We start from the raw sequence: 13,909 nt of genomic DNA on the forward strand, positions 1-13,909 counted from the left end.
GATGAGCGGCAGCCAACCAGCAAAGGGCAGGATAACACCCCTCAGGGGCTTACTAGGCACTCTAAAAGCACGCTATCAGGTTGCTATCGTATCGTTATCGCCGTGCTTACTACCTTCGCGGACGCCGGCGCTCGGCCCTGGTCTTACCTCCAGACCACTACGCGACCCCGCCACCGCGCGAGTTGCGCATGCACCAGTTGAGGAGCCATTTTCGTGTCTGTTGTCATGTCCGCTGTTCCGCCTGCTCGCGCGCCGCGACACCATAGGGTGATCGTCGGCTCGACGTCGGCGATCTGGTTCATTCTGGCGCAACTGGCGCCGATGGTGCTGATCTCGTCCGCTTTCCTCGCTAGCGGAGATGTGCTGACGGAGACCCTCTGGGGCGGCGTGCCTATCATCACTCATCTGGCGATCACCAGCGTGATCATGCCCCTCGCCGCCCAAGCATCGTCCGGGGCGGTCTACAGCGCGATCGAAGGCCTGCCACCAAGGGATTTCGGTGCGATCGCTGCGCGGTGTATCCGCGTCGCGCCCCGCTCGCTCGCGATCGGGGCACCCCTCGCGGCGGTGTTGGCTCTCATCCTCGCGAGTGCGTTCGGCTTGACCCCCGAAGGCACAGTCGCATTGCTGGCGTACGTGGGCGTGAACTTCGTCTTCGCCGCCGCCATATCGTTCGCCTACGTTGTGCGCTCGACGCCGATTATCGTGTCGAGCTGGGCGGCGTTCGCGCTCGGGTTGGCGATCGGGCCGACACTCTGGTGGCTCGCCGCCACGCTGGCAGCAGTCGTCTGCATCTTCGCGCTGGTCATCGTCGCATGGCGCCAGCCGAAGGAATCTGACAGGCTGCCGTCGATGTTCACGGCAGTGAAACACAGCGCTCGCGGCGTGCTAGATGCCCTCCCGCTGTGGAGCATTCCGTACCTGGTGTTGGTCAGCAACCCAGCCGAGACGTCCATGGGTACCCTTTTCCTGGGCATCCTCCCCGCACTCATGCTCTACCAGCTCTATTTCAGCCTGGTCGCCAGTCCGATGTGGACAGAGCTGCACCTTTTCCGACTCGAGCTCGAACGAGCGACGTTGACGGATGCCGTTGACATCGATCTGCCGCTTCGGCGAGTTGCCCGCTTCGGCCGAATGGTTCTGCTGCTCGGCGCGATTATCGGGATGTCGATCGCCGTGATCTTGGCGGGTCTGGATTTCGAGACGTTCTCGATCGCGATCCCACTTGCGGCGGCGAGCATCGCTGGAACGATCGTCATCGCAGAGTCCACCCGAATGATCGCGGTCACGGGCAGCTGGGCGGTAAGCGCAGTGGGTGTGTTCGGCCCGCTCACATTTCTCATTGTGTGGCCGATCTCCGGCGAGCACGCCGCGCTCTGGGCATTCGCATTGATCTCGACCGTTATCGGGGTGGCGCTCGCCACGACGAACGCGCGGTTGTGGCGAGACCTGCGGTACGAGCTCTTCTGGCGGAAAGCGGCCCGCGCGTGACGAATCTCATCGTCTACTACGGAACTTCGATGCCGGACCCGGGCCGTTCACAGATCGTGACGAACACCGACGTCGTTCTTCAGCCGTACCACTCGATCGTGACCCAGGGTGAGTATCGCCGGGCGTTCCCGAACGCACGTCGATTCGTATATGTGAATCCGACATCGATCGATCCGTGGAGACTCGACCGGGCAGCCGTGAAGCCGCCCTTGCTCGACATCGACGATGAATGGTCATTGCCACGCCTTGATCTCACAACGACAGAGGGCTGGCGCACGGCTATCGACGAGGCTGCGTGGGCACTCGCTTCGGGGCCGGAGCAGATCCACGGAGTGTTCATCGATGATATCGATCGAGTGAGCGCCGCGACGGCGCACGCCTTCGTCGCTGGGTTGCAGGAGGCGCTCGGATGGAGCCCGGAGCTCTTCGTCAATCGCGGATTCCACGCATGGGCGGGGTTGACGCTCGGTGCTGTGCTCATCGAGGACGTTCGCGGTGGCCGCGTGGCCGAGGATGACCCCGACGGCCTCAGCCGCTGGGTCTCGGAGACCGTGATTCCAGCCCTCGTCGGCGTGCGGACGAATGGCGCCGCCGTGCATCGAATCGAGTATCTGGATACCTCCGCGCGCCACGATCACCCGGAGGATCAGCTGGCCCCGGGCCTCTTCGATTCGACATGGATAACCGCACCTCGCTCACTTAACCAGTGGCCGGCGCAACTGAAAAAGAACAAGGACGAGACGAATTGAGCCATTATTTTGTGCGCGTGGCAGAAGCGCCGCGCGCGTTGGGTGCAGACGAAGAAGTGCTCGATCTCCTAGGCGGCCAGGAAACGCCGAAAGTCTATGAAGATGTCGACGTCGCCATCGTGTGCGAGTCGACGTATCCCTATCTCACCGGCGGTCTGTCTGCGGTCGTCCATCAGATCTGCGTTGCGCACCCTGGAGTAAAGATCGGGATCATCCACATCACCTGGGATTCCTCCTCTCCTGAAGTTCCTCTGTACGACGTACCGGACAATGTTCTCTGGGTCATGCCGATCTACCAGAGCATGCAAGAGCACCGCGAGCTGACCGCATCGCGTCCGAGCGACTCCGGACTGTCCAAGCGTGCGCAACGCGAGACCGTGGATCGCTTGTTCGCCGCGCTCGATGACCACATGGCGGGGGATGACGGCCCACTGTGGTCGCTCTATGACGACGGCATCAACCCACTCACCCGCTCCTTCCGGCTGTGGCCGCTGATGAGCACTCAGCGATTCATGGCACGCGCCTTGACCCAATTCGCGGCCTCTGGGATGTCTGTCACCGACCTCTTCTGGAAGATTCGTGAACTCGGCTCGCTCGCTTTTGCGGCAACTGACGAACGGTTCCCCATAGCGCGCGTCTACCACGCTCACACGACCGGCGCCGCGGCGCTTCTGTCGGCAGCGGCCGCACGCCAGAACGGTGGGCAGTTCCTGCTCACCGAACACAATCTCTACACGCGCGACACGATCAACCACGCGCTGGGCCGGAGTATGGCCACTGTGGTCCGGGAGAACGACTGGAAGACAGAGTTCACGTACCCAGAAGTGAGCACCGGAGAGACACTCAGCCCGACGCGCGACATGCGCGCGTGGATGTTGTGGTGGACTCAGCTCGGCAAGATCGCGTACCGATCCGCAGACCTGATCACCTATCTGTACCCTGAGGCGATTGGAGAGGCCGGCGGGCTTGGGGGCGATGCCAGCAAGTCCATCGTCGTGCCCAACGGCGTTACACCCGAGCACTTCGATGCTGCTCGTGCGCAGTTGGTGGAGCGGAATGCCGCCGCGAGCGAGGACCGCGTGTGGCAATTCGCCTACGCGGCGCGCGTCGTTCCCATCAAGGGTCTACTCGATCTCATCGATGCGCTCGCATTGGTCGTCGAGGCCGGATTCACTCAGTGGCACCTCGACGTCATGGGCCCCGCAGGCGAGGCTCCCGCCTATGCCGCACGCTGCCATGAGGCAGTGATCGCCGCGGGCATGTCCGAAAAGATCACCTTCCTTGGAAGCGTCAATCTGCGCGAACGACTGGGTCTTTACGATGCGCTGCTGCTTCCGAGCCACAACGAAGGTCAGCCCATTGTTGTCCTTGAGGCCATGACCATCGGGTTGCCAACCATCGGGACCCGCGTGGGCGGCATGCAGGAACTCGTTGAGGACGAGCTTGTCGGCAGCGTGTCTGGGGAATCGATCGGCGCATGCGGCCTGTTGGTCGAGCCGCACCAGACCGACGCTATGGCGGCGGCGCTTTTGCGATTCATCGAGAGCCCGGGACTGGCCGCCCAACTCGGTATTAACGGCGAACGCCGTGTGATGGAGTGCTTCCACATCGACCAGGCGATGGCGCACTACGGCGGACTGTATGAAGGCGGCATCCCGGATGCGTTGCAGATGGTTGCAAAGCAGCGGCGTGATGTCGACGTCGCCCTAGCGCTGGCCAACGACGAGGAGGCTTCATCGCGTCCTGCCGTGAATTCATCGGCACTCGCGGCGATGTCGACTGTCGTGATTCCTGTGGTGAACGGGCGTCGAGTTCCTCGTCACGCGCGCAGGTCGATCTCGGTCTAAAACCCGCTTCTTATACGCGCTCGAGTGGATTCTCCGCGAGCTTTCGGACGAGGCCGCCATCGACGAGGCGACGGGCAGAGGTATCCGGCTTCCGTTCGGCCTGGTCCACGACGCACGCACCGAATTCCTCGGCGAGGGTGCCGCGCGGATGGGCGACGAGAACCTCACGCAGGAAAGCTTCGGGGAGGGCATCGGGTCGCGCGCCAGAAATATCGAGGCCGATCGCGATCGCGAACAGATAGCCCTCGACGTCGATATCCGGATCCACGCTCGGCCAGTTGTGGCGCACGATCACGTCGAGCCCGTGGGGTCCGCTCGCGACGAGCATCAGTTCCTCGACCGATTCCCGGTTGATGCGGGGCGGGCGGCCGCCGAAGAACTGGAAGTGGAACGGCACGGATGGGCTCAGCCAGAAGCTGCGACGCCCGCTGCAGTCTTTCATATCCACGTCGAACATGGACGGCTCCGCCCGGCGGAGCTTGTTCATGATCACCAGGCGCAGGTGCGCGAGGGTGCGGTCCTCGATGTCGACGGAGTTGCCCGTCGTTGTCGTAGATGAACCTTCCCATGGGGGTCTCCTGAATCAGTTGATGGGTTGCAGAATGCGTTCGCTTCGACCGGTGTCTGCGCGCCATCGATGGGCTCGGCGACCAGGGAGATGCCACCCGAGGAGTTGGCGGACTGCGCGAGCGGGCGGTCCTCGATGTCCACGGCACCCCGAGTCGGAGAGGATCGTCCCAAGTGGTTCCCGATGTCAGATGCCGCCGGCAGACGCGTGATGCTTGCGACCTTCGTGACCACGTCGGTGAAGAATCGCCGGGACTCGCAATTGAGACCTGCCGAAGCAAGTCGCGTGGCCGACGATGACGTCAGCGATCCCCAGTGATTTAGCCCGAACATTCCCCAACGTCGGACAATCAAATCTGACACATGAATTTCCGGCACCGTCAGCGCGGGCAACCTTACGGGAGACGCAAATCTATCGAGATCGTTAAGCCGACGTGTACCCCGCTGGGTTCGCGGTTTGCCAAGCCCAGTACGAGCGACACGATTCCGCGATCGACTTCTCCGCCCGCCAGCCCCATCTCGCCTCTGCCTTCGACGGGTCAGCGACACTCACGGCGACGTCCCCGGGACGCCTCGCCTCCACGCGCCGTTCGATGGATCGATCCGCCGCACGCTCGAACTCAGAGATCATCTCGAGCACGCTGACGGGGATGCCTGTCCCCAGATTGAAGATTTCGTATCCTTCGCGAGCATGGATGATCGCGTCAACATGTCCCCGTGCAAGATCGTTGACATCGATGTAGTCCCGCAGACCCGTGCCGTCGGGGGTCGCGTAGTCGGCGCCGAATACGCGCACGAATGGCAGAGTCCCCGCCGCCGCGCGAGCGACGATCGGCATCAGGTTGGTCGGTGCTGACTGCGGATCCTCCCCGATGAGGGCGGATGTATGCGCGCCGACAGGGTTGAAATAGCGCAGGATTGTGATCTTCATCGTCGGGTCTGCCGCGGCGGCATCCGCGAGGATCTCCTCGATGATGCGCTTCGTCTTTCCGTACGGGTTGGCCAGATCCAGGCTCGTGGGGCTGCTCTCGTTGACTGGAAGGTCGGCCGGTGATCCGTAGACCGTTGCAGAACTCGAGAACACGACGTTCCTGATCGACAGCGCTGCGGCGACCTTGAGAGTAGAGATCGCGGCGCCGATGTTCACGTCGTAGTAGCGCAGGGGGTCGGCAACGGACTCGGCGACGGACTTGAGCCCGGCCAGCAGCACGATCGCGTCGATCGGCGGCTCTTCGGCCAGCGCAGCAAGGACTGCATCGTCGTTTCTGGCATCCATGATGACAAGAGGCACATCGCGACCCGTGATCTGTCGCACGCGGGCGATGGCGACTGCATTCGAGTTCGAGAGATCATCGACCACGACAACATCATGGCCCGCCTCGACCATTGCAATCGCGACATGAGACCCGATGTACCCGGCACCACCGATAAGCAACACGCGCATAGTCAGAGCCTAATCGGCCCATCACAACGACCCAGCGTGCGCAAATGCTGCACCGAAGGAGACGGCGAGCTCAACGACCGATTGCGCGAAGCGCGCGCGTGCCGCCGCGGAGGATGTCGCGCACGCCGTACGACGGCTGACTGTGATCCGTCGTTTCCCTTGCGAGAGCGACGGATGGCGGCGAGCATTGCGCCATGTCCACGCGGACTCTGGTAGCGCTCGAGAACGACGCCGATGCCGACGAAGTGGCTCGTGCGCTGTATGAATCCGGGGCCGAGTCGGTTACCACTCCCCAACCGGAACTACCCGATGTCGCCATTGCGACTTTCGACATGGACGACCTCGAGCCGAGGATCGCGTCCCTCCGTACGATCGCCGGGGTCAGCAAGGCCGAAGCCGACTCCTGGCATGATGCGTTTTCCGACTCAGCCGGAGACTTCGATCTCGGGATGCCCAGCCCCGCGGTGAACGAGGACTCGCCAGAAGACCGAATCCCGATTGTCCATCCTCTCGCGGGCGGCCGCGGCCTACGCCCGGAGCCTCGCCTGCCACCGCCGATGTTCGCGCGCGACGAGCACCGCGAGGGTGGCCCGCACACCGATGTCATCTGTCAAACCCAGCGTTGAGAAACGGCGATCCGCTCGTCGTGATGAAGTCGGGATCGCCTCACACTTGGCTGCGGATGCGCGGGACATCGAGGATGAGTTGACGACGAGAGGCGTGTCGCTTACACGTTTTGCGCGACTTCGCCTCGGCGCGCTGATGAGACGGCAGCGGTTGCGGCGACCTCAGCTTCTTCCTGGGAGTGCACGGGCAGGTCGGTCGACGGTTCGCTCACGACCACCGCAGATTTGCGCGCATCGGGCCGGCGCCTACTCGGAACGATCATTTCCTCGAACCATGCACGCTCGGGGAGGACCACGTCCGTCCCTAATATCGCGTGGCATGACACCAGCGCGCTCACGTACCCGTGAATGAGGAGCTGAACCGTGGCAGCCTCGCCGATCCGGCTAAGTTTCGTGCGCGTGCCAGACGATCCAATTGCGATCTTGTCGAGGTAACCCGAGAGGCTGCTTTCGCCCAGGGTCTTTGCCAGCCCCTTCGCCCGTTCCTTGATATCCTCGTCGAGGGAACTGCAGAGAGTCCGCGCGGCCGCCCCGGTCGAGAATGCGATATCGATGACAGCGACCTGGCCTTCGTCCGCGCTTGATTTCAGAGCGTCCAGTCGCGGTGCGACAGTGTTTTCGTACATGACACCGAAGATCCGCATGAGACTGTGAATGTTTCGTGCGGGCCACCACCCCTGAATGCGCCGAACGCGTCGCGGAGCCGAAGCGTTGACGATGATCTTGCGCGCGACGGGTGTCGTGGCGCCAAAATCGTGAATCATGCTCAAAGGACGCGTGGAGTCCTCGAACCAGTCGGTGCCCAAGTTGTTGTATACGCCTCCGTCGGCTAACACGATTTTCGGGGGACGCACGGGTTCCTCCCCACCCCGCAGGCCCAATCTTTTCGTTCCTAGGCTTAATGGGGGGAATATCGCAGGAAATGCGGCTGACGCGTAGATCACCCGTGCCAAATCAATTTCCGGTTCGCAAGTTCCAAAGGCGGGCGAGGTCAGTCGTCGGGCAGACATGTAGAACGGGCGCCCGGAGACCAACTCGGTGGCACAAAAGATGTGTTGCACTCCCTCGTCGGAAATGTCTGCCAACCGCGTTCCGCGAATCTCCTTTGTCCGGGCCGCCTTATCCTTCCCGCGCAGCGATTCGTCCGTGAACACGTGCGCAAGAAATGCGCTATATGCGCTTATCTGGATTGCCTTGCGACTGAGCATGAAGATCACGAATAGGAACACGACGTAGGACAGCACCGCTACCATGATTATCCACCAAAGCGATACGGCTTCCGTTAAACCTCCCTCGCCTGAGAGAAGTCCATCGATTACGACAAAAGACCCCATAGAGACGACGAAGCCCACCGTAAGTCCGACCCAATAGCCAACACCTGGCAAGAAGAAGGTCCCTTCATTCGCAATTCTCCTCGCCGCGCGGCCGATGACCGACCTCACTCGCTCAGGAGAGGCAGTACTGAAGTCACCCAGCAACGCAAGAATTGCATTCGTGATCGATCCCCCGGACACGGAAGAAATGAGTCGGACCCGCCGATTGGCCCTCGAGTCCGCGAGGTAGAGGACGACGCCCAGCGAGAAGAGCGTCGCCCTTAGACCACCGCCTGAAATTGCAACCCCGATAGAGTCATCTGGGCGGACAGCATTATCGTGCACCCCATTCCCCATATCCCACAGAGTAGGCTTCGAGTTGCCCATCAGCAATGGCCGGGCAATTCAGGTCCTCCGAGACTCCCAGCCCGATCGGAATTTCGCGCGGCCCGTCGGCTGCTCGCCAGTGGTTGCTCAATTGCGGCTGGGGAATTCCAAGGATTCCGACGTCAGTCCGTCCGCAGCCGGCCCGACGCGCTCGACGTCCGAAAGCTCGATTGTGTTCTCCCCGATCGTCGAAAACACGTGCGACTGCACTCACGCCGCCTCTCCTCGCGGCCGGGTGCGACATCTCATCGCCTCCGATGAAAGGCGCGGATGCGGGTGGCTCATCGGTCGTCTCCGGGGCGGGTGTCGCCTCGTTCTCGCTCTGGAAATGCATCTGTGGAGAGTTCTCGTGCGATACCCCACGGCATGCGAGGCTTGCGCTGATGAACCGCACAGCCAAGGTCACCGCCGCGGTGTCCGCCGTAGCCATTGTGAGTTTGCTTGCCCTCGCTGCGCCCGCGGTCGCCGGGACGGTGACCGAACTGGCGTCCTGGCCCATGTTCCGCGCACAGGCGGAGCCGAAGGCCGACCCGACCCCGACGAACGAGCACGCCGCCGGGGCTCGCGCGGCCGATGAGAAGGACGGCCCGGTCTACCTGGGTGACGGGATCAGTCGCCCGGCGGGCGGTCCCGGCAACTGCACGACCAGCGCCTTCATCAACATCACCGGGTCCGACAACAGCCCGTCCTACGGCAAGCTGCTGGGTGAGCTGACCGACATGGGCGCAACCGAATACGCGGACGGGCCGGTCGGCTACACCGCCGATGGCCTGATCGAGACCTACACCGTTCAACCAAACGACTCCCTGATCAGCATTGGCGAGCGGTTCTGCGTCGACTACGTCACGGTCGGGTCCTACAACCACCGGTTCGGGTCGACCGCCATCCAGCCTGGCGATGTCCTCGTGCTGCGCCCGGATCCGTCCGTGCCGTGGTTCGACTACTCCTCACCTCGAGACGCCCCGGGCGGGTTCGTGACCGCGACGTACCGGGAAGCGATCGGCAAGATGCGCACCGCCGCTGTCCATGGCGACCTGGTAGCTGCTCGCGATGTCTGGGACAGCTACCTCGCGGACGTCATGGGCCCGACCGCCGCAGTCGTCGGGCAGGCGATCAGCGACAGCAACGTCACGCTGTTACGGAAGATGTTCCCGTAACCCCTGTCAGCATGCCGAGAGATCGCCGCGATCGCGGGTGCGCGTAAGGCCCCACGGAGCCTTTCGGTCGCGGCAACCTCGGATCAGTGTGACCTCGAAGCCACCGACGCCCCCGCTTACTTGACGCCCGAAGCCGGTCCCTCATAGTGCGAAGGGCGTCAGTTTTCGCGGATCCACTCGTCGCTGCCTGATAGGCGGACCCACTGTTGGCGCGGCCCCTCCCACTCCCGGGCGACATCCGTGAGCCACAGCGTCGAGTCTGGTGCCCATCCGCCGATCACCGTGGCGTACTCCGCGTCGATCGCGATGAGGGTCGTCGCGGCGCAGAGGTAGGCGAAGGTGGTGAGGTGGACGGCATCCCATTCTTCGGCGATGCGCGGCCAATCCGGGATGAGCCAGCGTCCATCGCGTCCCGTGACCCGAAACCAGTCGTGACGACGGGATGCCGTGACCGCGAGCGGGTACGCGCGACACAGTTCTGCCCAGTCGTGGCGGGAACTGATCTCCAGTTCCCGGCCGGTACCGCGGACCGGGATAACGGTAGCGGCGTCCCATCCGGCCGAATCCTCGACCAGTTCTAGTGCGTCCTTCACGCGCCCTCTCGTGCTCAGGATCGTTTGCGGCACCGACCACCACGTGCCTGACCAGTTCGCGTGCGGGTCCCGTGGACGTTCGCTCTCGGCACGGCGCTCCTCGTCGCGTTGCGCTCGGTCCCAATCCACGAGGACACTTCGCGCGCCTGACGGGAGTGGCGACGTATCCCCTTCTGCGCGCCAGTCTGCGGCCCACTGCTCTACGCCCCGTGCCGCATTCCATCCGGCTGCGGTGGTCGACGACAGGATTGCCTCGGCGACCTCGTGCAACGCTGCGGCGACCTCGCGGAGTCTCGCGACGACGTCCTCGCCGTCGGGCTCTTGCCAGCACCGCGCGGAATCGACCGTTGCACGCAACGCCGCCACCACCGCCAGATCGTCGGTGAGCTCCCCGTCGAGTTTTTGGAGCCTGGCGACAAGATCGGCCGGCGCGTACGTCGGTATCTCCGGTGGCTCCCTTGGTCCTCCGGGTGGGAGCACAACCGAGACACCATGCCCCGCCCCGTACCCAAGCCAGAACACCATCTGCCGAATGTCTGGGTCGAGAGCCATCGCATACTCCAGGCACAGTCGTCGCCCGCGAGAGCCACTGAGTAGGGCGTTCGCGGCCGCACTCACAGTTCCGCCCGCCACACCACAACAATGCCCGACAGGGCGCTAGCGGACCACCAAAGCAAGTCTGCTCGACGCTGATCGTGGCCGCAGGTTGAGGGGCCACCTTCGCCGGTGAGCCGGTCGATGATGGAACAGGGACGACACAGACCTCGCACCGCGGTGTTGCGCCAGCTCTGGCGCCCGTATAACCCGGACGGTGAAATGCTCGATGCGCGCGGGACTCTCGGGCGGCGTCAACGCTTCTCGGCTCGAACCCGCTCGTTGTTCTTTTGTTGATCACATATGGGTAAGAGCGGGCCCAGACGAGTCCAGACGTCCGGTAGCATCGAAGTTCATCAAGGGGCAGAAGTCCCAGGTGGATACAGGTGAGTCGAGACGTATGTCTCGCGGAAGCCGCCTCCGGACAGCGGGCGGAGGAGCCCGTTCGTAATGAATAGGTCAAAGGGTTCGATTCCCTTAGGTGGCTCCGCATTCACCTGTCACACGGGCTTCGTCTGATTCCGGAAGGGATCAGGAAGTGGCCGACTGGACATTTGAAGGACACCTTCGGCGTTCGGACCGGGCCCGCTCCGCCGTTACATGGTTCTGCTCGCGATCCTTCAGCCGTGCGGGCACTCATGGCGGCGTAGGGTCCTCGTGTGCGCAGTCGGGGGTTGTTGCTGGCCATCTCGGTCGCTCAGCTTGCCGTGGGCGTGACGGGTCAGGTCGTGGCCATTCGCCAGGGTCGATCCTTCGACATCTTTCGATGGCATGGTGACCCGAGGCGCGTCGCGAAGGACTCGTGGTTCCTGGGGACGGGGCTATCGGCCCCAATCCCCATGATGGCCGTCCACGCGTGCGCTATCGCGGTTCTCGGGATGCGACCGAGCCGGCGTGCCGCGGGCACGCTGGGCACACTGGGGGCCGCCATGACGGCCGGCTACCTGATCGAGAACCAGTTCCGCACCGCGATGCGGCACCCGGGCCATGATCGCGTCGTCCCCATGGTTGGTGGCGGGGGATTCCTGTTTGCCGTAGTCATGGCGGTCATCGGACTGCGCGAGGCGAGGAGCACGAGGTTCTCGCAACGCAACGGGTATTTCCGGCCCTCAGCTGCTCCCTGGTACCGAGCCGATTGTCCGGTCCCGCCAAGGGGTCACGCGAGGAGTATTGCATCGGACTGCACCCCATGACCGGAGCGCATCGCGGGTGCTCTGTGGTCAGAGTCCTGGGAGGGTCGCGGTGCCTTGCGTGCGCACGGCCTGCAGTTCCCGCGGGTTGATGCCGAGGAGGCGGAGGATGCTGGGCGCGATCTGGGTGGTCTGCACGGGCGTGCCGATCACCTTGCCGTGGGGGACACTCGTACCCGCCACGACCAGGGCGACATCGCGATCGGCGGGGGCGGCGCCGCCGTGTTCGGCGATCTTCTTCACCCCGCCCGTGTAGACGACGCCGATCTGCGCGATGCCGACGAGGTCGGGGGCGTGGGAGTCTCCGGGGGTCGCCCTGAACAGTGCGTCCGCCGCGGCTCCGACGGCGACGGATGTCAGACCGGACGATGCCACGGTGGTGGAGTAGGTGCCCTTCGGGTCGGTGACCGTGTTGGCGGGCGCGGTGTGGGTCAGCAGGAAGCTCTTCGCGAACGCGAGCGCTTGGGCGCTCCGGTCGGAGAGCCAGAAAAGCATCCCGTCATCGTCCAGCGAGAACGCGACCAGCGGCGCGGCGCCGGGATGCTGGGCGGTCCACGCCGCATCCAGCGCGGTGATGATCGCGCTGTCGTCCACCCGCCGCAACGTGGACTGGTCGATGGGGGACTGGCCGTGCTTGGCGGACACGATGACGGTGAACTGCCCGGCCATCCCATCGCGCGCGATCTGCTCGAGCATCCGACCCAACTGGGCGTCGACGTAGTCGAGGGCGCGTGCGACCAGCGGACCCGGCGCGCCGCCGGCGAGGTAGCCGCCGGCGAGACCGTCCGACAGCGGCAGCTTCTCGGCCGTCGAGAGGGTCTGGAAGTTCATCCCGAAGACCGCGGGGGTGCCGACCTTGTGGGTGCGGGAGTGGTCGTACCCGTCGATCTGGTTCAGGATCGCCTGCACCTTGACGCTGTCGTACACCTGGGTCAGCGCATTGTCGGTGGTCCAGTCGTCGCCCGCGTTGTCTGCGATCGAGTTGATCTCGGGGGTGAACAGGTCCTGAACGCCACTGCCGGACGGGCCGTTGAGGATCTCGTAGGCGGGGTGCTTGTCCGACCACGCAGTGCGCAGCCCGTGCGACCTGGCGACCTCGAAGACGGTGTTCGTGGTCAGGTACTGGCTGGGATACACCGGCAGGCAGCTGTGCGGGTCGACGGGCAGCGCGGCGGGGCTGAGCAGGGTCTGAGGCGTCGCGGTCATCTTGAGGGCTGCGGCCGTGATCGCCGCGGTGGAAGCGATCGTCTGGGCTTTGGTGTTGGTCGGCAGGTCTGTGAGCGCCGCGTCGGTCAGCCCCTGGCCGGCGTCGAGGGTGATCGGGTTCTGCGAGCGGTCGATTCCCTCCGTCCAGGGGATCTCCGCCCCAGGTGTCGCGGTCGAGCAGTCGAGCGTTCCGGGGGCGAAGAACGTGCGGTTGTAGGAGTCGTCGTAGTAGACGCCGCTCGCGCCCGGCGTCGCGCCGGTCAGTTGTGCCAGCATCCCGGGGAAGGAGTCTGACGGAAAGGATGTCCTCGCCGATGTGTACTCGACACCGCCTGCGACCATTCCCGCCATTGCGGAGTGCGGGTGCGTCGACACGTAGCGGCTGAGATCGGTCTGATGCAGCCCGTCGACCGAAACGAGCAGAACGTGCCTGTTCGCCGCGGCGGTCGGGTTCGCCTGCGCCGGCGAGGCCACGGTTGCAACGGCGACGACGAGCGCAGCCGCAGCGACTCCGCCGACGACGGCGATGGGATGACGAGACATGATCCTCCTCTGAGCTCGCGTCGACGTGTCGCGGCGCCCCCTCAGGTTTAGGCGAGAGTCGCCAAACGGCAGGGTTGGGATGGGTGAACGGTTCGGGTCCGATGCACGACGGGAAGATGTCTCACAGGTTCCTCAGGGCCATCTCAGCGGCCGATCAGTCCGACGAGCTCGCGGCCACCGATTCCGGGGTCGCTCGCGGAGG

Annotated in this window: 10 protein-coding genes; 5 read left to right on the top strand and 5 right to left on the bottom strand. The window is 64.1% G+C overall.

Annotated features, from left to right (window positions below; translation table 11 throughout):
- The first annotated feature begins 213 nt into the window (after positions 1–213).
- The 3 genes from ABD212_RS17370 to pelF are packed head-to-tail and all read left to right on the top strand — an operon-like array spanning position 214 to position 4,087.
- Positions 214–1,491: a hypothetical protein gene (locus ABD212_RS17370; protein ID WP_344097067.1), complete on the top strand. Its 1,278-nt coding sequence runs from the start codon at positions 214–216 to the stop codon at positions 1,489–1,491.
- 56 nt (positions 1,492–1,547) lie between these two features.
- Entirely contained in the window at positions 1,548–2,240 is a 693-nt protein-coding gene (locus ABD212_RS17375; protein ID WP_344097069.1) for a hypothetical protein, read from the top strand.
- The gene (gene pelF, locus ABD212_RS17380) at positions 2,198–4,087 is read left to right on the top strand and encodes a GT4 family glycosyltransferase PelF (RefSeq protein ID WP_344097071.1); all 1,890 of its coding nucleotides are present in this window, start codon (positions 2,198–2,200) and stop codon (positions 4,085–4,087) included. The genes ABD212_RS17375 and pelF overlap by 43 nt, the downstream gene beginning before the upstream one ends.
- A 10-nt stretch (positions 4,088–4,097) precedes the next feature.
- Here the strand turns inward: pelF and ABD212_RS17385 are convergent, their stop codons facing one another.
- Both ABD212_RS17385 and galE read right to left on the bottom strand, forming a co-directional pair.
- Positions 4,098–4,574 (bottom strand): DUF7882 family protein, encoded by a 477-nt coding sequence (locus ABD212_RS17385; RefSeq protein WP_344097074.1) that lies wholly within the window; start codon positions 4,572–4,574, stop codon positions 4,098–4,100.
- 504 nt (positions 4,575–5,078) lie between these two features.
- Positions 5,079–6,098, bottom strand: coding sequence for a UDP-glucose 4-epimerase GalE (gene galE, locus ABD212_RS17390; RefSeq protein WP_344097076.1), 1,020 nt, complete (start codon positions 6,096–6,098; stop codon positions 5,079–5,081).
- Positions 6,099–6,430: 332 nt separating this feature from the next.
- Between galE and ABD212_RS17395 the strand changes: the two genes are divergently transcribed.
- Entirely contained in the window at positions 6,431–6,724 is a 294-nt protein-coding gene (locus ABD212_RS17395) for a hypothetical protein (RefSeq protein ID WP_344097078.1), read from the top strand.
- 101 nt (positions 6,725–6,825) lie between these two features.
- Here ABD212_RS17395 and ABD212_RS17400 read toward each other — a convergent pair whose 3' ends face one another.
- Positions 6,826–8,424, bottom strand: a complete 1,599-nt coding sequence (locus tag ABD212_RS17400) for a patatin-like phospholipase family protein (protein ID WP_344097080.1) — start codon at positions 8,422–8,424, stop codon at positions 6,826–6,828.
- 383 nt (positions 8,425–8,807) lie between these two features.
- Here ABD212_RS17400 and ABD212_RS17405 point away from each other — a divergent pair, with 383 nt between their 5' ends.
- A complete protein-coding gene (locus ABD212_RS17405) occupies positions 8,808–9,581 on the top strand; it encodes a LysM peptidoglycan-binding domain-containing protein (protein WP_344097082.1) in 774 nt (257 codons plus the stop codon).
- A gap of 158 nt (positions 9,582–9,739) precedes the next feature.
- On the opposite strand, the gene ABD212_RS17410 is transcribed toward ABD212_RS17405, so the two are convergent.
- Complete coding sequence (locus ABD212_RS17410) at positions 9,740–10,174, bottom strand: hypothetical protein (protein ID WP_344097084.1); 435 nt, start codon at positions 10,172–10,174, stop codon at positions 9,740–9,742.
- A gap of 1,814 nt (positions 10,175–11,988) precedes the next feature.
- On the bottom strand, positions 11,989–13,707 hold the full coding sequence (locus tag ABD212_RS17415) for an alkaline phosphatase family protein (RefSeq protein WP_344097086.1): 1,719 nt from the start codon (positions 13,705–13,707) through the stop codon (positions 11,989–11,991).
- Positions 13,708–13,909: the final 202 nt, after the last annotated feature.

Source organism: Microbacterium deminutum (assembly GCF_039530205.1).
In the GTDB taxonomy this organism is placed as follows: domain Bacteria; phylum Actinomycetota; class Actinomycetes; order Actinomycetales; family Microbacteriaceae; genus Microbacterium; species Microbacterium deminutum.